The sequence below is a fragment of the Kitasatospora sp. NPDC008115 genome (assembly GCF_042957205.1).
GTDB lineage: Bacteria > Actinomycetota > Actinomycetes > Streptomycetales > Streptomycetaceae > Kitasatospora.
The window spans coordinates 1-23,068 of the sequence record NZ_JBIBHU010000044.1 but is presented as its reverse complement, the minus strand read 5'-3'; the positions used below and the strand labels follow the sequence as shown (position 1 = coordinate 23,068).

Sequence of the window (23,068 nt, the reverse complement as noted above, 5' to 3'; positions counted from 1 at the left end):
CCGGTCGTGTGGACTGCGAGTCTGGGGCGGTGTGTTGCGGCCCCGGGTGGGCGGCGACGACGCGGGGGCGTCATTCCTTGCCGAACTCGGTGTTGATGAGGCGGAACAGCTCTTCGTCGGAGGCCGTGTCGAGCTTGTCGAGGACGCCGACGGACGGGCCGGCGCCGGTGTCCGTCCGGTCCCAGGCGGCCACCAGGGTGCGCAGCCGGGCGGCCACCTGCTCGCGCACCCCGTCACCCGCCTCCAGTTCGGCCAGTCCGGCCTCCAGCTGGTCCAGTTGGGCGAGCACGGGCAGCCGGACGCCGGCCATGCCCTGGAGGATCGCGGTCTCCAGGTACTCGGCCAGCGCGGTCGGCGTCGGATAGTCGAACACCAGGGCCGCGGAGAGCTGGACGCCGGTGGTCGCGACCAGGCCGTTGCGCAGTTCGACCGCCGTCAGCGAGTCGAAGCCGATCTCCCGGAAGGAGCGCTGCGTGTCCAGCCCGTCGGGCGACGGGTAGTCGAGGACGGCCGCGACCTGGCCGCGGACCAGCTCGACCAGCGTCCGCAGGCGCTCGTCCGCCGGGAGTGCGGCGAGTCGGCCGGCGAATCCGTCGCCGCTCCGCGCGCCCGCCGGTCCGGCGGCCCGGCGCAGCGGCGCGCGGAACAGTCCTCGCAGTGCCGCCAGCAGGGTTCCGGCGGCGGCCCTGCCGCGCAGCACGGCCGGGTCGAGTCCCATCGGGACCAGGACCGCCTCCTGCCTGGCCCAGGCGGCGTCGAAGAGTTCCAGGCCCTTGGCCCCGGCCAGTGGCACGACGCCGGCCTGCAGCATCCGCCGCAGGTCCCGGTCGGACAGGCCGCCGGCCATGCCGCCGCTGGTGTCCCAGAGCCCCCAGGCCAGTGAGGTGCCCGGCAGGCCCTCGGCCTGCCGCAGGCACGCCAGGCCGTCCAGGAAGGCGTTGGCGGCCGCGTAGTTGGCCTGTCCGACGCCGCCGAAGGTGCCGGTCCCGGACGAGAACAGCACGAATCCGGCCAGGTCGTGACCGTGCGTCAGCCGGTGCAGGTTGGCCGCCGCGTCGACCTTGGCGCGCAGCACGGCGTCGACCTGCTCCGGGGTCAGCGCCGTCACCACGCCGTCGTCGACGGTGCCGGCCACGTGCACGACGGCGGTCAGCGGGTGCTCACCCGGGATCGCGGCCAGGACGGCCGCCAGCGCCTCCCGGTCCGCGACGTCGCAGGCGGCGAAGGTGACGGTGGCGCCCGCGGCGGTGAGCTCGGCGCCGAGCCGCGCCGCACCGTCCGCCCGCTCGCCCCGCCGGCTGACCAGCAGGAGGTGGCGCACGCCGTGCTCGGCCACCAGGTGGCGGGCCAGCAGGGTGCCGATCGCACCGGTGGCGCCGGTGACCAGCACCGTGCCGTCCGGGGCGAGGGCCGGAGCCTGCCCGGTGGGCGCGTCGACCCGGGTCAGCCGCGGTGCCAGCAGCGCGCCCGCGACGACGGCCAGTTGCGGCTCCTCCAGGGCCCGCGCGGTGCCGACCGCGGCCAGCAGAGCGCCGCCGTCGGGGTCGTCGAGGTCGTCGAGGTCGAGCAGCAGGAACCGGTCCGGGTGCTCGGCCTGCGCCGAGAGCAGCAGGCCCCGGGCCGCCGAGGCGACCGGATCGGCCGGGGCCGGGGACCGGCCGGTGTCGACGGCGCCGCTGGTGACCAGCACCAGCCGGCTGCCCGCCAGCCGGGTGTCGGCCAGCAGCCGCTGGACGACCTCCAGGGTCCGGTGGACCGTTCGCCGGGCCGCCCCGGCCATCGTGTCGGCTCCGCCGTCCCAGCCCGAGCCGACCGGGACGACCAGGGTCTCCGGGGCGGCGGTGCCCGCGTCGAGCGCCAGGCCCAGGGCGGTCGTGTCGGCGTGGACCTCCACCCGTGCGTCCAGCGCGGCCGCCAGCGCCTTGCCGACCCCGTCGGCCCGGGAGTCCTCACCGCCGAGCACCGCCCAGCCGCCGCCCGCGGACCCGACGGCCGCGGCGGCGGGCAGGGCGGTCCAGGCGAGCCGGTACAGCGAGTCCGTCCGGTCGCCGGGCCGGTCCGCCGCGGCGCCGGCCTGGGCGGGCGCCTCCGACAGCGTCAGCGTCTCCACCGCTGCGACCGGCCCGTCCTGCGGGTCCGTGAGCTCCGCCGAGAACGCGTCCGGGCCGTTCGCCCGCAGCCTGACCCGTACCGCCGTCGCACCGGCGGCGAAGAGCGAGACACCGCTCCAGCGGGACGGCCGCCGCGCGTCCCGGCCCAGCTGCGCGTCCGCGAGGACGGCCAACTCCCCGACCCCGGCCAGCAGGGCCGGGTGCAGGCTGTACCGCTCGGCCTCGGGAGCCTCCTGCTCGGCGAGCAGGAGGTCGGCGTAGAACTCCTCGCCCCGCCGCCAGAGCGACTGCACCGCGTCCGAGGGCGCCTCGTCGACGGGCGCGACACGGGCCCAGGCCCGGTGGAGCTCCGTCAGGTCGACCGGTTCCGCCCCGGCCGGCGGCCAGGCGCCGGGCTCGGCGGGGACCGGGACGGGCGCCTCGGTCAGCACACCCGTCAGCAGGCTTCGCCACGGGCCGTCGGCCGCTTCCTCGGGCCGCGCGTGCAGGGTGAACTCCCTCCCGGCCCGGTCACCGGCGGCCACCCGCAGCCGCAGCTGCACACCGCCGTGCTCGGGCACCTCCAGCCGCTCGACGGCCGTGGCCTCCGCGATCCGGTCGTGCCCGGCCCGGCCGCCCGCCCACAGCGCGAGCTCCACCAGCTCGCCGCCGGCGAGCTCGCGGCGGTCCGCCGCGCCGCCCGTCCGGGACAGCCGGCCGCTGTACAGCACCGCCCCCGGCTCCGGCAGGTCGATGCCCGCGCCGAGCAGCGGGTGCTCCGCCTCGCGCAGGCCGGCCGCGGACAGGCCGCTCCGGCCGGCGGCCGGCAGGCCCAGCCAGTAGTGCTGGTGCCGGAAGGCGTAGGTGGGAAGCCCGATCCGGGCGGCGCCGCTGCCCGCGAACAGCTCGGGCCAGCTCACCCGCCCGGCCCGCACGTGCAGCCGGCCGACGGCCGCCGCGAGGGTCCGCGCCTCGTCGCGGTCGCGGCGCAGCGTCGGTACGCACGCCGGGACCGTCGCCGGATCACCGCCGCCGGCCTCCAGGCACTCGCCCGCCATCGCGGTCAGCACCGCGTCGGGGCCGATCTCCAGGAAGGTCGCCACCTCCCGCTCGGCCAGGGCCGCCACCCCGGGCGCGAACAGCACGGCCTGGCGCACCTGGCGGCTCCAGTAGGCCGGATCGCGCAGTTCCCCGGCCCGGGCGGGCTCACCGGTCACGTTGGACACCAGCGGCAGGACCGGGTCGTGGAACTCCGCCCCGGCCACCACCCGCTCGAAGTCCGCCAGCATCGGCTCCATCAGGGCCGAGTGGAAGGCGTGGCTGACCGTCAGTTTCTTGACGCGCACGCCGCGCCCGGCGAACTCGGCGGCGACCAGGTCGACCTCGGCGGCGGGACCGGACACCACCACCGAGGACGGCCCGTTGACGGCCGCCACGGACAGCCGGTCCCCGAACGGCGCCAGCGCCTCGCGGACCTCCGCCTCACCGGCCGCGACGGCCGCCATGGCACCGCCGGCCGGGAGCCGCTGCATCAGCCAGCCGCGGGCCGCGACCACCCGGGCGGCGTCCGCCAGCGACCAGACGCCGGCCACGTGCGCCGCGGCCAGCTCGCCGATCGAGTGGCCGAGCAGGTAGTCGGGGGTGACGCCCCAGCCCTCCAGCAGCCTGAACAGCGCCACCTCCAGAGCGAACAGGGCGGCCTGGGTGAAGACCGTCCGGTTCAGCTGCTCCGCGTCGGGCGAGCCGGGCTCGCCGAACACGACGTCCTTCAGCGGCCTGTCCAGGTAGTGGTCGAGCTCGGCGCAGACCTCGTCGAAGGCCCTCGCGTAGGCCGGGTACGCCCGGTAGAGCCCGGCGCCCATCCCGGGCCGCTGCGCACCCTGGCCGGTGAACAGGAAGGCCACCCGGCCCTCGGCCGGCCGGTCCTGCGCCAGTGCGGCGCTCTTCCCGCCGTCGGCGAGCGCGTCGAGCGCCCGGGTCAGGTCGGCCCGGTCGCCGGCCACCAGGACGGCCGCGTGGTCGAGCACGGTGCGGGTGGTCGCCAGTGACCAGGCCAGGTCGCCGACGGTGGCGTCGGGTTCGTCCGCCAGGAAGGCGCGCAGCCGCGCGGCCTGGGCCCGCAGGCCCGCCTCGCCGCTGCCGGAGACGACCACCGGGACGGGGCCGCCGTCCGCGATCGCCGGCCCGTCCTCGCCGGCCGCCGGTGCGCCGGCCGGGGCCTGCGGTCCGTCCGCCGGAGCCTGCTCGATGATCACGTGCGCGTTGGTGCCGCTGATCCCGAAGGAGGAGACGCCGGCCCGGCGCGGACGCCCCTGCTCGGGCCAGGTCCTGGCCTCGGTGAGCAGTTCCACCGCGCCCGCCGTCCAGTCCACGTGCGGGGTCGGCTCGTCGACGTGCAGGGTTCGCGGCAGCACGCCGTGGCGGAGGGCCAGCACCACCTTCATCACGCCGGCCACCCCGGCCGCCGCCTGGGTGTGGCCGATGTTGGACTTGAGCGAGCCGAGCCACAGCGGTTCGCCCGCCGGCCGGCCCTGACCGTAGGAGGCCAGCAGCGCCTGGGCCTCGATCGGGTCGCCGAGCGTGGTGCCGGTGCCGTGCGCCTCCACCGCGTCGACCTCGTCGGACGACAGCCCCGCGTCGGCCAGGGCGGCGGCGATCACGCGCTGCTGCGAGGGGCCGTTGGGCGCGGTCAGCCCGTTGGACGCGCCGTCCTGGTTGATCGCCGAGCCGCGCAGCACCGCGAGCACCGGATGGCCGTTGCGCCGGGCGTCCGACAGCCGCTCCACCAGCAGCACGCCGGCGCCCTCCGCGAGGGAGAACCCGTCGGCCGCCCCCGCGAAGGACTTGCAGCGGCCGTCGGCGGCCAGGCCGCGCTGGCGGCTGAAGGCCACGAAGGAGGTCGGGTCGGGCATCACCATGACGCCGCCGGCCATCGCCAGGTCGCACTCGCCCATCCGCAGCGCCTGCGCCGCCAGGTGCAGCGCGACCAGCGAGGAGGAGCAGGCCGTGTCGATCGTGACGGCCGGGCCTTCCAGGCCCAGCACGTAGGAGACCCGGCCGGAGACCACGCTGGCGGAGGCGCTGGTCACCAGGTAGCCCTCCAGATCGGCGGAGTCCCGGAGCCGGGTGCCGTAGGCCTGGTCGGCCATGCCGAAGTAGACGCCGGTGCGGCTTCCGCGCAGCGAGCGCGGGCCGATGCCGGCCCGTTCCAGGGCCTCCCAGGAGGTCTCCAGCAGCAGCCGCTGCTGCGGGTCCATCGAGAGCGCCTCGCGGGGCGAGATGCCGAAGAAGCCGGCGTCGAACAGTCCCGCGTCGTGCAGGAAACCGCCCCGGTCCGCGTAGCTGGAGTCGGGGGCGTCGGGGTCCGGGTCGAAGAGCCGGTCCAGCGGCCAGCCGCGGTCGGTGGGGAAGGGGGTGGTCAGGTCCGCCTCGTCCAGCAGTGCCTGCCACAGCTGCTCCGGGGTGGTGATGCCGCCCGGGTAGCGGCAGCCCATCGCGACGATGGCGATCGGTTCGTCCCGGCGGACCGCGGCGGCCGGCACCGCCGGGAGGGCGGGCGCGGCCTCGCGATCGCCGAAGACCTTCCGGCCGATGAACCCGGCGAGCGCCGCCGGTGTCGGGTGGTCGAAGACCATGGTGCTGGGCAGCCGCAGGCCGGAGGCCGCGTTCAGCCGGTTGCGCAGCTCGACCGCGGTCAGGGAGTCGAAGCCGAGTTCCTTGAACGCCCGCCGCGCGTCGACCGCCTCGCCGCTCCGGTGGCCGAGCACGGCGGCCACGTGCTCGCCCACCAGCTCGCGCAGCGCCCGCGCCCGCTGGTCCTCGTCCAGTTCCTCCAGCCGCCGGGCCAAGGCGGAACCGGGCGCCCCGGATCCCTGCCCCTGGGCGGGCTGTTCGGGCTCCGGCCGGGCTTCGGGCAGTTCGTCGAGCAGCCGGGAGGGGCGGCCGGAGGTGAACACCGGGACGAACTGCTCCCAGTCCACGTCGGCCAGGATGACCGAGGTCTCCCCCTCGGCGAGCATCCGCCGCAGTCCGGCGACGGCCAGGTCCGGGTCGATCACGGGCAGGCCGCGGCGGCGGAGCGTGTCGTAGATCGCCTCGTCGACCATGCCGCCGCCGGCCCACGGCCCCCAGGCCACGGACAGGGTCGGAACACCGTCGGCGCGGCGCCGCTCCGCGCGGGCGTCGAGCACCGCGTTGGCGGCGGCGTAGACGGCGTGGTCGCCGGCGCCCCAGACGGCGGTGATCGAGGAGAAGTAGACGACCGCCTCCAGCTGCGCCGGGTCCAGCACGGCCTCCACGTTGGCGATGCCCTCGACCTTGGCGCCCAGCACCGTCACCAGGTCGTCCAGGCCCGCATCGGCCAGTGGGCCGAGGACACCGGCGCCGGCGGCGTGCACCACCGCCGTGACCGGTCCGCCGTCGGCCCGCACCCGCTCGACCAGCGCGGCCAGTGCCGCCCGGTCGGCCGTGTCGCAGGCCTCCACGGAGACCCGGGGGCCGAGGGCGGCGAGTTCCTCGCGCAGTTCCGCGGCCCCGGGGGCGGCGGCGCCGCGGCGGCTGAGCAGCACCAGGTGCTCCGCGCCCTCGGCGGCCAGCCAGCGCGCCACCCGGGCGCCGAGCGCGCCGGTGCCGCCGGTGACCAGCACCGTGCCGCGCGGCTGCCACCCGGGTGTCGCGGCGTAGTCGGCCGCGGTGGCGTGCACCAGTCGGCGGCCGTAGATCCCGGAGGCGCGCACCGCGGTCTGGTCCTCGCCGCCGAGCCCGGCCAGGACCAGCGCCAGCCGCCGGCCGGCCCGCTCGTCGACGATCTCCGGCAGGTCGATCAGGCCGCCCCAGCGCTGCGGCTCCTCCAGAGCTGCCACCCGGCCGAGCGCCCAGAGCGCGGCCTGCTCGGGGTCGGCCGGCCCGGCGTCCTCCCCCGCGCCGACGGCGCCGCGGGTCGCACACCACAGGGGCGCCTCGACCCCTGCCTCGGGGAGGGCCTGGATCAGCGTCATCGCCAGCGCGAGCCCGCGCGGCACCACCCGTTCCCGAGGATGCCTGGCCTGGTCCATCCCGAGCAGCGAGAGCACCCCGGCCGGTGGCGGGCCGTCCGCCAGCGCGGCGCGGACCGCGTCGACCAACGCCGCGCGCCCGCCGTCGGCCGCGGCGGTGACGGCGTCCTCGTCGACGCGCAGCACGACGGCGCCGTCGGCGTGGTCCTGGACGGCGTGCACCGCGCCGTGGACGGCGGGATGGTCGGCGAGGCCCGCGGGCACCACGACCAGCCAGGAGCCGGTGAGCCGGCCCGGCCCGCCGGACTCGCCGAGCCGGGACCAGCCGACCCGGTAGCGCCAGGAGTCCAGCACCGACTGCTCGTGCCGGCCGGCCCGCCAGGCGGACAGCGCCGGGACGACGTCCGCCAGCGGGGCGCGGTCGGCCAGCCCGAGGGTGTCCGCCAGGACGTCGAGGTCCTGCTCCGCGACGGCCCGCCAGAACCGCTCGTCCGCGGGGTCGGCGGCCGCCCGGGGTGCCACCGCCTGCGGCCAGTACCGTTCGTGCTGGAAGGCGTAGGTCGGCAGGTCCACCTGGACCGGACGGTGGTCGCGGTAGGCGGCCGTCCAGTCCACCGGCACGCCGTTCACCGACAGTTCGGCCACCGAGGCGAGCATCCGTTCCATGCCGCCCTGGTCCCGGCGCAGGGTGCCGACGACCACCGGCTCGGCGCCGGCCCGCTCGGCGGTCTCGGCGACCGGGGCGCCCAGCACCGGGTGCGGGCCGACCTCGACGAAGACCAGGTGGCCCCGGTCGACCAGCTCCCGGACGACCGGTTCCAGCAGCACCGGCTCCCGCAGGTTCCGGTACCAGTACTCGGCGTCCAGGCCCTCGCCGTCCAGGCGTCCGGCGGTCACGGTGGAGAAGAACGCGGTCCCGGCCCGGCCCGGGCGGATCGACGCCAGCGCCTCCAGCAGCTCGGCCCTGAGCTCCTCGACCTGGGCCGAGTGCGAGGCGTAGTCCACGTCGATGCGCTTGACCCGGACCTCCTGCGAGCGGGCCTGCGCCATCAGTTCCTCCAGCGCCGTCGGCTCGCCGGAGACCACCACCGCGGACGGGCCGTTGACGGCCGCCACCGACAGCCGGCCGTCCCACCGCTCCAGCCACGGTTCGACCTCGGCCCGCGGCGCGGCCACCGAGACCATGCCGCCCCGGCCGGCCAGCGCCCCCAGCGCGCGGGCGCGCAGCGCCACCACCCGGGCGGCGTCCTCCAGGGAGAGCGCGCCGGCCACGCACGCCGCCGCGATCTCGCCCTGGGAGTGGCCGATCACCGCGGCCGGCACCACGCCGAAGGACCGCCAGACCTCGGCCAGCGACACCATGACCGCGAACAGCACGGGCTGCACGACGTCCACCCGGTCGAGCCCGGGCGCGCCCGGGACGCCGCGCACCACGTCACCGGGCGACCAGTCGACGTACGCGCCCAGCGCCCGCTCGCACTCCGCCCAGCGGGCGGCGAACACCGGTGAGGAGTCCAGCAGTTCGACCGCCATGCCGGCCCACTGCCCGCCCTGGCCGGGGAACACCCAGACCGGGCCCCGCCCCGCGGGCAGCGCCTCGCCGGTCACCACCGACGGCGCCGGCTCGGCATCGGCGACGGCCCGCAGGCCCGCCGCGAACTCCCCGGCCTCCCGGCCCAGCACGACGGCCCGGTGCTCGAAGAGCGCGCGGGAGCGCAGCAGGGCGTGGCCGAGGTCGGCGACCGGCCGCTCCGGCCGGGCCGCCAGGTCCTGCGCCAGGCGGGCCGCCTGCGCACGCAGCGCCCCGGGGGTCCGGGCGGAGAGCACCCACGGCCGGACGTCGGCCGTCGGCCCGCCGGTGGCGGGGGTGCCGGGCCCGTCCGGCTCGACGGTCTGTTCGAGGATCACATGGGCGTTGGTCCCGCTCATCCCGAAGGACGAGACGCCGGCCCGGCGCGGCCGGCCGGTCTCCGGCCACGGCCGGTTCCCGGTGAGCAGTTCGACGCCGCCCGAGGACCAGTCGACCTGCGGGGTGGGCTCGTCGACGTGCAGCGTCGCGGGGAGCACGCCGTGGCGCAGCGCCATCACGGTCTTGATCACGCCGCCGACGCCGGCCGCCGCCATGGTGTGGCCGATGTTCGACTTGAGGGAGCCGAGGTACAGCGGCCGGTCCCCGGCCCGGTCCCGGCCGTAGGTGGCGAGCAGGGCCTGGGCCTCGATCGGGTCGCCGAGCCGGGTGCCGGTGCCGTGCGCCTCCACCAGGTCCACCTCCCCGGGGCCGAGGCCCGCGACGGCCAGCGTCCGGCGGATGACCCGCTGCTGGGAGGGGCCGTTGGGCGCGGTCAGGCCGTTGGAGGCGCCGTCCTGGTTGACCGCGCTGCCCCGCACGGTGGCGAGCACCCGGTGCCCGTTGCGCAGCGCGTCGGACAGCCGCTCGACGACGAGCACGCCGACGCCCTCGGCCCAGCCGGTGCCGTCGGCCGCGGCCGCGAAGGACTTGCAGCGACCGTCGGCGGCCAGGCCGTTCTGCCGGGCGAACTCCACGAAGCCGACGGGTGTGCTCATCACGGTCACCCCGCCGGCCAGGGCCAGGTCGCACTCGCCGTTGCGCAGCGACTGCACGGCCAGGTGCAGGGCGACCAGCGAGGAGGAGCACGCGGTGTCCACGGTGACCGCCGGGCCCTCCAGGCCGAGCGCGTAGGCGATCCGCCCGGAGGCCACGCTGGTGGCGGTGCCCGTCATCAGGTAGCCCTCGGTCTCCGGCACCCCGGCGAGCACCTGGGCGTAGTCCGAGCCGGCCACGCCGGAGAAGACGCCGGTGTTGCTGCCGCGGAGCCCGGAGCCGTCGATTCCGGCGCGCTCCAGCGCCTCCCAGGACACCTCCAGCAGCAGCCGCTGCTGCGGGTCCATCGCCAGCGCCTCCCGGGGGGCCACCCCGAAGAAGCCCGCGTCGAACTCGGCGGCCCCGGCCAGGAATCCGCCCTCGGTCGGCATGGGCGTGCCGTCCGAGGAGTCGCCGCGGCGCAGCGCGGCGATGTCCCAGCCCCGGTCCGACGGGAAGCCGCCGATCCCGTCGCCGCCCGACACCACCAGCTGCCAGAGGTCCTCCGGTCCGCTCACCCCGCCGGGGTAGCGGCAGGCCATGCCGACGATGACCACCGGGTCGTCGAGCGCGGCCGCCCCCACGGCCGGCAGGCCGGTGTCCGCGTCGGGGCCGAGCAGTTCCTCGCGCAGGTAGGCGGCGACCGCCTCCGGGGTCGGGTGGTCGAACACCACCGTCGCGGGCACCGGCAGACCGCTGTCCTGCGCGAGCCGGTCGCGGAAGCGGACGGCGGTCAGCGAGTCGAACCCGAGCTCCTGGAACGGCTGGCCCGGGTGGACCGCCTCGCTCCCGGGGTGGCCGAGCACGGCCGCGGCGTGCGAGCGGACCAGTTCCAGCAGGCGGTGCGGCAGTTCCTCCGGGTCGACGCCGGCCAACGGGTGATCGGCGGGAACCGACCGCGCCGCCCGGGGGGCGGCCGCCGACTCCCGCGCCTCGGGCAGGTCGGCCACCAGCGGGCGGGGGCGGACGGCGGTGAAGCGGGGGTGGAAGGCGTTCCAGTCGACGTCCGCGACGACCACGACCGCCTCGTCGGCGTACAGGGCCCGGTCCAGGGCTTCGAGGGCCAGGCGAGGGCGCATCGGGACCAGCCCGAGGTCCTCCCCTGGGACCGGCGTGTCCGCGCCCCAGGGACCCCAGCCCACGCAGAGGGCGGGCACGCCGGCGGCGCGCAGCCGCTGGGCCAGGGACTCCAGCAGCCCGTGCGCGAGCACGTGCACGGTGTCCTCGCCGCCCCAGGCGCCGCTGACCGAGGAGAGCAGCAGGAAGGCGTCGAGTTCCGCGTCGGGCGCGAGCCCGGCGAGCAGGGCCGCGCCGGTGATCCGCTCCTGGAGCTGCCGGGACAGCACGCCCGGGGCGGCGGTGCGCAGCGTCTGGTCGGCCCCGGCCGGGCCCGGGTTCTCGACGTGCACGACGGCGGTGAGCGGGTGTTCGGCGGGCAGCAGGGCCCGCAGGGCCTCGGGGTCCTGTCCGTCCCACGGCGCGGTGGAGCAACTGCTGCCGTCTCCGAGGGCCGCGCGGAGCGCGTCGAGGTCGGGGGCCGGCTGCCCGGGCCGGTGCAGCAGCACCAGGTGGCGTTGCGTGGCATCGGTGAGCCAGCCGACCAGATCGCCGGTCACGGCGGCGACGTCGCCGGTCACCAGGGTGGTGCCGCCGGGGCGCCAGGACCGCTCGCGCACCGGCCGCCGGGGCACCGTCCGGGTCAGCCGGCGGGCGAACAGGCCGTTGGCCCGCACGGCGAGTTCGTCCTCGCCCCGCGGGTCGGCCAGCAGGGCGACCAGCGCGGCCGTGTGGTCCTGCGGTCCTTCGGGCAGGTCGATCAGGCCGCCCCAGCGGCCCGCGAACTCCCCGGCGGCGGCCCTGGCCAGGCCCGGGAAGGCGGCCTGGGCCGGATCGGCGGGGGCGTCGCCGGCGACCGGGACGGCCTGCCGGGTGACGCACCAGAACGGGGCGCGCACCTGCGCGTCGCCGAGCGCCCGCAGCAGGGTCGTGGTGGCGGCCAGGGCGGCCGGCAGCAGCGGGGCGTCCGGGTCCGGTGTCCGGTCCAGGGCCAGCAGGGAGAGCACGCCCGTCGGGGCGGGGCCGTCGTCGAGCACGGCCCGGATCCGGGCGCCGAGGGCGGCCGGGTCGGTGTCCGCCGGGCCCACGGGCAGGGGCACGACGCGGTCGGCGTGCCGTCCCAGGGCCTCCAGGACCGCGGTGACCGACGGGGCGTCCGGGGCCGCGGCGGGAACGGCCACCAGCCAGCAGCCGTCCGGTCCGCCACCGTCGGGCCGGGCGACGGGTTCCCAGCCGAGCCGGTGCAGCAGCCGGTCGGCGGCGCCGGTCGGGACGGTTGCGGCGCTCACGGCGGGACTGGCCGGCAGCCAGTACCGGCCGCGCTGGAAGGCGTAGGTGGGCAGGGCGACCGGCCGCCGGGCCGGGCCGGCGCCGAGGACCGCGGCCCAGTCGACCGACCGGCCCCGCGCGTGCAGTTCGGCCAGGCCGGCCAGCAGGGTGTGCGGCTCCTCCCGGCCGTGCTCCAGCGCGGGCACCAGTACCACCGCGTCGCCGACGTCGTCGAGGCAGTCGCGGGCCATCGCGGTGAGCACCCCGCCGGGCCCGAGCTCCAGGCAGGCCGTCACCCCGAGGCCGTGCAGGGTGCGCATCCCGTCGTGGAACCGGACGGCCTCGCGGACGTGGCGCACCCAGTAGTCGGGCGAGCCGAGCTGTTCCGCGGTGGCCGGCGCGCCGGTCAGGTCGGAGACGATCGGGATCCGCGGGGCGTGGAAGTCCAGGCCCCGCGCGACGGCCCGGAACTCCTCCAGCATCGGCTCCATCAGGTGCGAGTGGAAGGCGTGGCTGACCGTCAGACGGCGGTGCCTGAGCCCGCGCCGGGCACAGGCCCCGGCCACCTCCTCGATCGTCTCCGCGGCCCCGGAGAGCACCAGCGAGCGGGGACCGTTGACGGCGGCGACCGCCACCGGGCCGTTCCCCTGCGCCTGCGCCAGCAGCTCGGGCAGCTCCGCCTCGGCCAGCTCCACGGCGAGCATGGCCCCGCCCGCGGGCAGCGCCTGCATCAGCCGGCCGCGGGCGGCCACCAGGCTGCAGGCGTCGTCCAGCGAGAGCACGCCGGCGGCATGGGCGGCGGCCAGCTCGCCGATCGAGTGGCCGAACAGCTGGTCGGGCGTGAGGTTCCAGTGCTCCAGCAGGCGGAACAGCGACACCTCCACGGCGAACAGCGCCGCCTGGGTGTACACGGTGCGGTTGACCAGGGGTTCGCCGTCCGCCTCCGCCCCGGCCAGCACGACCTCCTTCAGCGGGTGCTCCAGCAGCGGGTCGAACCGCGCGCACACCTCGTCGAAGGCCTCGGCGAACCGCGGGTGGGCCGCGTACAGGCCCCGGCCCATGCCGGGACGCTGGGCGCCCTGCCCGGTGAAGAGGAAGGCGAGCCCGCCGGCCGGTCGGGTCCGGGCGGCCACGACGGCGGGGTGGACGGCGCCCCGGGCGAGGGCGTCCAGCCCGTCCAGCAGCTGTGCGCGGTCGGCGCCGACCACGGCCGCGCGGTGGGTCAGCGCGGCTCGGCCGGTCGCCAGCGGGACCGCCCAGTCGGCGGGCGCCGCCGCCGGGTCGGCCTCCACGGCCTGGAGCAGCCGGCGGGCCTGGGCCCGCAGCGCGTCCTCGCCCCGGGCGGAGACCAGCCAGGCCACCGGGGCGCCGGCCGGGGTGACGGCGTCCTCGGCGGACGCGGCCGGCCCGGCCTCGGGGGCCTGTTCCAGGATCACGTGCGCGTTGGTGCCGCTGATGCCGAAGGAGGAGACGGCGGAGCGCCGGACCCGGCCGGTGCTCGGCCAGTCGCGCTGCTCGGTCAGCAGCCGGACCTCGCCGGCCGACCAGTCCACCTCCGGGGTCGGCCGGTCCACGTGCAGGGTGGCGGGCAGCAGGCCGTGCCGCATCGCCATGACCATCTTGATCACGCCGGCCAGGCCCGAGGCGGCCTGGGTGTGGCCGATGTTGGACTTGAGCGAGCCGAGCCACAGCGGTTCGCCCGCCGGGCGGTCCTGCCCGTACGTGGCGAGCAGCGCCTGCGCCTCGACCGGGTCGCCGAGCCGGGTGCCGGTGCCGTGCGCCTCGACCGCGTCGATCTGGCCGGGGCTCAGCCGGGCGTCCTCCAGGGCCTGGCGGATCACCCGCCGCTGGGAGGGGCCGTTGGGCGCGGTCAGCCCGTTGGAGGCGCCGTCCTGGTTGACCGCGCTGCCGCGCACCAGGGCGAGCACGGGGTGCCCGAGCCGCTGGGCGTCCGAGAGCCGCTCCAGCAGCAGCACGGCGACGCCCTCGCCCCAGCCCGTGCCGTCGGCGGCGGCCGCGAAGGCCTTGCACCGGGCGTCCGCGGCGAGCCCGCCCTGTTGGGCGAACTCCGCGTAGAGCTGCGGGCCGGCCATCACCGCGGCGCCGCCGGCCAGCGCGAAGGAGCACTCGCCGGTGCGCAGGGCGCCGACCGCGAGGTGCAGGGCCACCAGCGAGGAGGAGCAGGCGGTGTCGACGGTGAGGGCGGGGCCCTCCAGGCCCAGGGTGTAGGAGAGCCGCCCCGAGGCGACACTGCTGGTGGTGCCGGTCAGGATGTGCCCCAGCACCTCTTGGCGGGCCTGCTCGTCGTGCGGGCCGTACCGCTGGTCGGCCATGCCGACGAAGACGGCGCCGTCGCCGCCCCGCAGCGTCGTGGGGTCGATCCCGGCCCGCTCGAACGCCTCCCACGAGGTCTCCAGCAGCAGCCGCTGCTGCGGGTCCATCGCCAGCGCCTCGCGCGGCGAGATCCCGAAGAAGCCGGGGTCGAACTCCCCCGCCCGGTAGAGGAACCCGCCCTCGCGCCGGACCTCGGCGCCGAGGTCGGCCACGTCCCAGCCGCGGTCCGGGGGGAACCCGGCGATCGCGTCGTGTCCGGCGCGGGTGAACTCCCAGAGGTCCTCGGGCGACTCGATGCCGCCCGGGTAGCGGCAGCCGATGGAGACGATCGCGACCGGCTCCGGCTCCGCCGACTCCAGTTCCTGCAGCCGCTGCCTGGTCCGCTGCAGGTCCGCGGTGACCTTCTTGAGGTAGTCGACGAGCTTCCCGTCACTTACCACTGCGATCAACTCCTTTGCCGTGACGCGCGTTCATGACGGGACGAACCGGGGTGGCGGCGCGGTCGCTCATTCGAGGCCGCCGAACTGGCTGTCGATGAAGGCGAGGACCTCCTCGGCCGTGGCGTCGTCGAGCCCCGGGTCTCCGGCGCCGCCGTCCGGGCCGCCGGCCGCCTCGACGGCCCGCACCAGCCGCTTGAGCCGGCGGGCCACCTCCGCGAACTCCTCGTCGCCCGGGTCGAGGGCTTCGACGTCGCCCTCCAGCCGTTCCAGTCCGCGCAGCACCCGTCGGCCCGCCGTCGCCGCGGTCGGCGCCAGCACGGTGAGCAGGTGCCCGGTCAGCGCGGCGGGGGTCGGGTGGTCGAAGACCAGCGTGGCGGGCAGCGTGAGCCCGGTGGCCGCCTGTAGGTGGTTGCGGAGCTCCACCGCGGTCAGCGAGTCGAAGCCGACCTCCTTGAAGGCCTGGTCCGGCTCGACGGCGTCCGCGGCCGCGTGGCCGAGCACCGCGGCCGTCCGGGCCAGCACCAGCCCCAGCACCGTGCGACGGCGGTCGTCCGGCGACAGCGCGGCCAGACCGGTCAGCGCGGCGCTGACGCCGTCGGCCGCCGGGGTGGCGGCCGCGGCGGCCGGGCGGCGGACCCTGACGAGCTGTCGGAGCACGGCCGGGACGTCGCCGTCGGCGTGGCGGGCGCGCAGACCGGCCAGGTCCAGCCTGGCGGGGACGAGCACCGCGCGGTCGGTGGCCAGGCCGCCGTCGAACAGGGCGAGGGCGGTCTCGGTGCTCAGCGGCGCGACACCGGCCCGGCCGACCCGGCGCAGGTCCCGCTCCGTGAGGACGCCGGTCATCCCGCTGGCCTGCTCCCACAGCCCCCAGGCCAGCGACACGCCGGTCAGACCGCGCGAGCGCCGGTGCTCGGCAAGGGCGTCGAGGAAGGCGTTGGCCGCCGAGTAGCCGCCCTGCCCGGCGCCGCCGAGCACGGCGGCGGCCGAGGAGAACAGCACGAACAGGTCGAGGTCCAGGTGCTCGGTCAGCCGGTGCAGGTTCCAGGCGCCGTCGGCCTTCGGGCCCAGCACTCCGGAGAGCCGCTCCCGGCTCAGTGAGGAGATCACCGCGTCGTCGGTGACGCCCGCCGCATGCACCACGCCGGCCAGCCGGTGCTCGGCGCGGACGGATTCGAGCAGCGCGGCGACGGCCTCCCCGTCGGCGGCGTCGCAGGCGACCACCCGGAGCCGTGCGCCGTGCGGCGCCAGTTCGGCGCGCAACCCGGCGATCTCGGGCGTCTCGGCACCCCGCCGGCCGGTCAGCACCAGGTGCCGGAGACCGTGCCCGGTGACCAGGTGGCGGGCCAGCAGCCGGCCCAGGGTGCCGGTGCCGCCGGTGATCAGCACGGCGTCGTCCGGGCCGAACGGGACGCCCATGGTGAGCGCGGCCCGGCCGGTCAGCGTCGCCTGGCTCAGCGCCCGGAACGCCTCGGGAGCCCGGCGGATGTCCCAGGAGGCCACCGGGATCGGGGCCAGCACCCCCCGTTCGAAGAGCGCGGACAGTTCGCCGAGGATCTCGCCCAGCCGCTCGGGCCCCGGGTCGGCCAGGTCGAAGGCCCGGTAGCGCACACCCGGGTGCTCGGCGGCGACGCCGTCCGGGTCGCGGAGGTCGAGCTTGCCGATCTCCAGGAACCGGCCGCCGCGCGGCAGGAGGTCCAGCGAGGCGTCCAGGTACGGTCCGGCCAGGCAGTTCAGCACCACGTCGACGCCCCTGCCGCCGGTGGCGGTGAGGATCCGCTCGCGGAACTCCAGGGTCCGGGAGGAGGAGATGTGCGGCTCGTCCAGGCCCGCGGCCCGCAGCGCCCCCCACTTCGGCTCGCTGGCGGTGCCGAACACCTCGGCGCCCAGGTGCCGGGCGAGCCGCACCGCGGCCGTGCCGACCCCTCCCGCCGCGGCGTGCACCAGGACCGATTCGTGCGCGCCCAGCCCGGCGAGGTCGACCAGCCCGTACCAGGCGGTCAGGTACGCGACGGTGGCGGTCGCCCCCTCGGCGAAGGTCCAGCCGGCCGGCAGGGCGACGACCGTTCGGTGGTCGGCCACCGCGGTCGGGCCGAACGATCCGTCGAGCAGGCCCATCACCCGGTCGCCGGGCCGGAAGCCGGTGACACCGGGCCCGGTCTCGACGACCACGCCGGCGCCCTCGACGCCGAGCCGGGCCGCGCCCGGGTACATGCCGAGCGCTATCAGGGTGTCACGGAAGTTCATTCCGGCCGCGCGCACCGCGATGCGCAGCCGCCCCTCGCCGAGGGGCTCCCCGGCCTCGGGGCAGGGCAGCAGGGCGAGGTTGTCCAACGTGCCCTGGCCGGTGGTGTCCAGACGCCAGGCGCCGCCGGGCGGCGGGGTGAGTCCGGTGTCGCCGGCCGCCCCGACCAGTCGGCGGCTGTAGGCGCGCCCGTCGCGCAGCGCCGTCTCGGGCTCGCCGGAGACGGCGGCGCGGACGACCTGCGGAAGGTCGGCGCCCGCTCCCGCCGGGTCGAGGTCGAGCAGCACGATCCGGCCCGGGTTCTCGGTCTGCGCCGAACGGACCAGACCGCTCACGGCGGCCTGGGCCGGGTCCACCGGCCCGGTGCCGGACGCGAGCGTCACCGCGCCGCGGGTCGCCACCACCAGCCGGCCGGCCGCCAGGCGTTCGTCCGCCGACCAGCCCTGAAGCAGGTCCAGGGCCCAGCCGGTGGCCCGGTGGGCGGCCGCGGCGGCGTCCTCGTCCGGATCGGGCGGGCAGCAGGCCAGCACCAGCTCGGGCACGGCCGCGCCGTCGTCCAGCGCCGCACGCAGCTCCGCCAGGTCGGCGTGGAGCGTCCGGGTGCCGGACGGCTCGTCCTGCGCGTCCGCGTCCGCGCCGAGTACGGCGAGCCGGAGCGCCGGCGGCTCGCCGGTGCTCTCCTGGGCGATCCAGTCGGTGCGGAAGAGCGCGTCCGTCGCCGCCTCGGTCCGCGACCGCAGTGCCTGCGGCGCCACAGGCCGCAGGGCCAGCGCGTCCACCGTGGCCACCGGTGAGCCCTCCGTGTCCGCGGCGGTCAGCACGACGTCGCCGTTGGCGCGGCGGGTGAGCCGGACCCTCAGCGACGCGGCCGCAGCCGCGTGCAGGCGCAGCCCGCTCCAGGAGAACGGCAGCCGGGCCGAGCCCGGCTCGTCGTCCTCCCGGGCGAGCGGGCCCAGCGCGTGCAGGGCGGCGTCCAGCAGCGCCGGGTGCAGGCCGAACCGGGCCGCATCGGCGGCGGCCGGTTCCGGCAGCGTGACCTCCGCGAAGATCTCCGCGCCGCGCCGCCAGGCACGCCGCAGGCCCTGGAACGCGGGTCCGTAGGCGAGACCGGCGGACACCAGCCCGGTGTAGAAACCGTCGAGGGCGACCGGCTCGGCGTCCGCCGGCGGCCAGAGCACGAGGTCGGGTGGCGTATCGACCGGGTCGGCCGACGGTTCGAGAACCCCTTCGGCGTGCCGGGTCCACTGCTCCGCACCGGACCCCTCCGGACGCGAGTGCACCGCGATCGGCCGGGACCCGTCCGCGCCGGGCCGGCCGACCTCCAACTGGACCCGGACCCGCCCCCGCTCGGGAAGCACCAGTGGTGCGTACAGGTTCAGCTCCCGCACGGCCTCGCAGCCGAGGCGCTCGCCGGCCCACCACGCGAGGTCGACGAACGCCGTTCCGGGGACGAGCACGGTCTCCAGCACGGTGTGGTCGGCGAGCCACGGGTGGGAGTCGCGGGAGATCACCCCGGTGGCGAACGCCTCGCCCCCGGAGGCGGATTCGACCCAGCGGCCGAGCAGCGGGTGCCCCGCGCCGTCGGCGCCCTCCCCCGCCGCGTCACCGGCGGCGAGGGGCGCGTTCAGCCAGTAGCGCTGCCGCTGGAAGGGCGAGGTGGGCGCGGGTACCGGCCGGGCGCCGGTGCCCGCGAGGAAGGCGTCCCAATCGACGGCCGCACCGCGGACGAAGACCCGACCGAGCGCGCCCGCCAGGCCGGACGCCTCGTCCCGGCCCCCGCGCAGCACCGGCACACAGGCCACCGCCGTCGCGGCGACGGCGGCGCACTCCTCGGTCATCGCCGAGAGAACGCCCTCCGGTCCGAGTTCCAGGAAGGTCCGGACGCCGGCGTCCAGCAGCGTGTCGACGCCCTGGGCGAACCGCACGCAGCCGCGGACCTGGCTCACCCAGTAGCGGGGCGTGCACAGCTCGTCCGTGACGAACCCGCCCGTCAGGTCGGACACCACGGGAAGGGCGGGTGCGGAGAACCGGACCTCGCCCAGCACCCGTTCGAAGTCGGCGAGCATCGGCTCCATCAGCGCCGAGTGGAACGCGTGACTGACCGTCAGCCGCCTGGTCCGCACCCCGCGTTCGGCGAAGCCGGCGAGCGCCGCCGCCACCGAATCGGCCTCGCCCGAGACCACGACCGAGGACGGGCTGTTGACGGCCGCGATGCCGATCGGTCCGGGAAGTCCGGCCAGTGCCCGCAGCACCTCCGCCTCACTCGCGGCCACCGCGCCCATCGCCCCGCCCGCCGGGAGCGCCTGCATCAGCCGGCCCCGGGCCGCGACCACGCGGGCGGCGTCGGCGAGCGACCAGACGCCCGCCACGTGCGCGGCGGCCAACTCTCCGACGGAGTGGCCGAGCAGGAACTCCGGCCGCACCCCCTGTGCCTCGACCAGCCGGTAGAGGGCGACCTCCAGCGCGAACAGGCCCGCCTGGGTGTAGTCGGTGCCGTCGAGCAGCGCGGCCCGCTCCGTGCCGGGCTCGGCGAACACGACCTCGCGCAGCGGCACCGGCAGGTGGCGGTCCAACTCCTCGCAGGCGGCGTCGAACGCCGCCGCGAAGACCGGGAAGGCGTCGTACAGCCCACGGCCCATGCCCAGGCGCTGGGCACCCTGGCCGGTGAACAGGACGGCGAGCGGACCCTCCACCACCTGGTCCGGTTCGACGTCGCCGGCGGCCACGGCGGCGAGCCCCGCGGCGAGCCCCGCCCCGTCGGCGGCGACCACGACGGCGGCACGGTCCAGCAGCGCCCGCGCACCCGTGGACACCGCGGCCAGGTCCTGCGGGCGGACCCCCGCAGTGGCGGCCAGCCAGTCGCTCCAGCGCCCGGCCAGAGCCCGGACCCCCTCGTCGGAACGGCCCGAGACCAGGACCGGGACCGGGCGCGGCACCGTGGGCTCCGGCTCGTCGGCCGCCGGCCGCGGGCCGGGCGGCGCCTCCTCCACGATCACATGGGCGTTGGTGCCGCTGACCCCGAAGGAGGACACGCCCGCCCTGCGCGGCTGCTCGCCGGGACGCCACGGCTGCTCCCGCGTCAGCAGTTCCACCGCACCCGCCGACCAGTCCACGAACGGCGAGGGGGCGTCCACGTGCAGGGTCCTGGGCAACCGCCCGGCGCGCAGGGCCAGCACCATCTTGATCACACCGGCCACGCCCGCCGCCGCCTGGGTGTGGCCGATGTTCGACTTCAACGACCCCAGCCACAGCGGCCGTTCCGCCGCACGGTCCTGTCCGTACGTCGCCAGCAGGGCCTGTGCCTCGATCGGGTCTCCCAGCGCCGTACCCGTGCCGTGCGCCTCGACCGCGTCGACCTGGTCGGCGGTGAGCCCGGCGTCGGCCAGGGCCTGGCGGATCACCCGCTGCTGGGACGGGCCGTTGGGCGCGGTCAGGCCGTTGGAGGCGCCGTCCTGGTTGATCGCGCTGCCGCGGAGCACGGCCAGCACCTCGCGCCCATGGCGCAGCGCGTCGGACAGCCGCTCCACCAGGACCAGGCCGACGCCCTCGCCGGGCCCCATGCCGTCGGCCCGCGCGGAGAACGCCTTGCACCGGCCGTCCGGCGCCACACCGCCCTGCCGGCTGAACTCCACGATCATGTTGGGCGAGGACATCACGCACACCCCGCCCGCGAGCGCGAGATCGCACTCCCCGGCCCGCAGTGCGCGCGCCGCGAGGTGGAGCGCGACCAGGGACGAGGAGCAGGCGGTGTCGACGGTCAGCGCCGGCCCCTCCAGGCCCAGGACGTAGGAGACCCGCCCCGAGGCGACACTCGTCGTGTTGCCGGTGAGCAGGTACCCCGCGGTGCTCTCCGGGCCCTGGAAGGGGCGGAACCCGTAGTCCTGGTTGGTCAGGCCCACGTAGACCCCGGTCCGGCTCCCCCGGAGCCCGTGCGGGTTGATCCCGGCCCGCTCCAGCAACTCCCAGGAGGTCTCCAGCAGCAGCCGCTGCTGCGGGTCCATCGCCAGCGCCTCACGGGGCGAGATCCCGAAGAACGCGGCGTCGAACGCGTCCGCGTCCTCCAGGAACCCCCCCTCGGCGGTCGCCGAGGCACCGGCACCGTCCTCGCCCAGCAGCGCCGACAGGTCCCAGCCCCGGCCGGTCGGCAGGCCACCGATCGTCTCGCCCCCGGCCAGGAGCAGGTCCCACAGCTTCTCGGGCGTGTCCACACCGCCCGGAAAGCGACAGCCCATCGAGACGATCGCGATCGGCTCCGAGTCGGCGTTCTCGATCTCCGTCAGGCGTCGACGGCTCTCCTGCAGCTCGGCCGTGACCTGCTTGAGAAAGTGACGGAGCCGTTCCTCATTCGACATCAGACAGATTTCCCCTACGAAGGCAGCTGAATGCTGACCGGATGGACGGATCACGGCGGAATCAGGAGATTCCGAATTCCCTGCCGATGAGGTTGAACATCTCCTCGTCGGACGCCGACTCGAGTGTCACGACCTGCCCCGGCGCGTGCTGCGGCGAAGCGGCCACGCCCGCCTGCCCGAGGATCGAGCGGAGCCGCCCGAGGATCCGCTCGCGAGCCTCGTCGCCGTCCTGCGCGAGCGCGGCGAGGCCCTCCTCGAAGCGGTCCAGCTCCTCCAGCAGCGTTTCCGCCGCCGAGGCGGAGCCGCCCGGGAACAACTCGCCCCGGAGGACGGCGACCACGGCCTTCGGTGACGGGTGGTCGAACACCAGGGTGGCGGGCAGCCTGGTCCCGGTCGCGCCGGTGAGCCGGTTGCGCAGCTCGACCGCCGTCAGCGAATCGAACCCGAGCTCCTTGAAGCTCCGGCCCGGCTGGACGTCCTCGGTGCCGCTGTGGCCGAGCACCGCCGCCACCTCGGACCTGACCAGCTCCAGGAGGACCCGGTCCCGCTCGGCCGCGGACGTCCCGGCCAGCCGCTCGGCGATCGGCGCCTGGGCGCTCCCCTCCCCGGCCCCCACGGGCTCCGCCGTACCAGGCCGCCCGGCCTCCGGGAGTTCGTCGAACAGCGGGGTCGGCCGCGACGAGCTGAAGACCGGGATGAAGCGGTCCCAGTCCACGTCCGCCACCGCGATGAACGTCTCCTCGTCCACCAGGGCCTGTTGCAGCGCCTCGAACGCCCGGGCCGGGGCGATCAACGGCAGGCCCTGCCGGCGCAGACGGTCGACGTCCACCCCCTCCGGCACGCTGGCCTCGTCGTCCGCGGTCGCACCGCCCCAGACGCCCCACGCCACCGTGGTGGCCGGGACCCCGCGCTGCCTGCGCTGCTCCGCGAGCACGTCCAGATAGGCGTTGCCCGCCGCGTAGGCCGCGTGGTCGCCACTGCCCCAGACACCGGCGATCGAGGAGAAGAACACCACGTTCTCGACGCCGTAACCGTCCACCAGCGCATCGAGGTTGGCGGCTCCCGCCACCTTGGCGCCGAAGGTCTCGGCATAGTGCGCCGCGTCGGTCCCGGTGACCGGGGCGAGCCTGGTGGCACCCGCCAGGTGGATGACGGTGGTGAGCGGGAGTTCCTCGGGCAGGGAGTCCAGCAACGCGCGCAGTTCCTCACGGTCCGCGACATCACACGCCGCCACCGTCACCCGCACACCCGAAGCCGCCAGCTCCGCCTCCAACTCCGCCACCCCCGGCGCCGACCCACCCCGCCGGCTCGTCAGCACCACATGCTCAGCACCCCGCGCCGCCACCCAACGCGCCACATGCCCACCCAACGCACCCGTACCACCCGTCACCAACACCGTCCCCCGCACACCCCAACCAGCCCCGCCACCACCCGAAGCAGCCGCCCGCACCACCCTGCGCACCGACACCCCACCCGCACGCACCACCACCTGATCCTCACCACCACCCAGCACACCCGCCAACAACCCCGCCGACCACGCATCCACCACCCCCGGAACATCCACCAACCCACCCCACAACTCCGGATGCTCCAAACCCACCACCCGACCGAACCCCCACACCAACCCCTGCACCGCACCCACACCCCGATCCCCCGCACCCGCCACCACCGCATCCCGCGTCACACACC

2 protein-coding genes and 1 pseudogene are annotated in these 23,068 nt (G+C 76.7%); all 3 read right to left on the bottom strand.

Annotation, left to right across the window (positions count from 1 at the left end):
• Positions 1-70 precede the first annotated feature (70 nt).
• Positions 71-14,770, bottom strand: a pseudogene (locus ACFZBX_RS34960) (type I polyketide synthase); the annotation flags it as partial.
• An 81-nt stretch (positions 14,771-14,851) separates the two neighbouring features.
• Positions 14,852-21,382: an SDR family NAD(P)-dependent oxidoreductase gene (locus tag ACFZBX_RS34955; RefSeq protein WP_391537844.1), complete on the bottom strand. Its 6,531-nt coding sequence runs from the start codon at positions 21,380-21,382 to the stop codon at positions 14,852-14,854.
• Positions 21,383-21,440: 58 nt separating this feature from the next.
• Complete coding sequence (locus tag ACFZBX_RS34950; protein ID WP_391537841.1) at positions 21,441-22,769, bottom strand: SDR family NAD(P)-dependent oxidoreductase; 1,329 nt, start codon at positions 22,767-22,769, stop codon at positions 21,441-21,443.
• Positions 22,770-23,068: the final 299 nt, after the last annotated feature.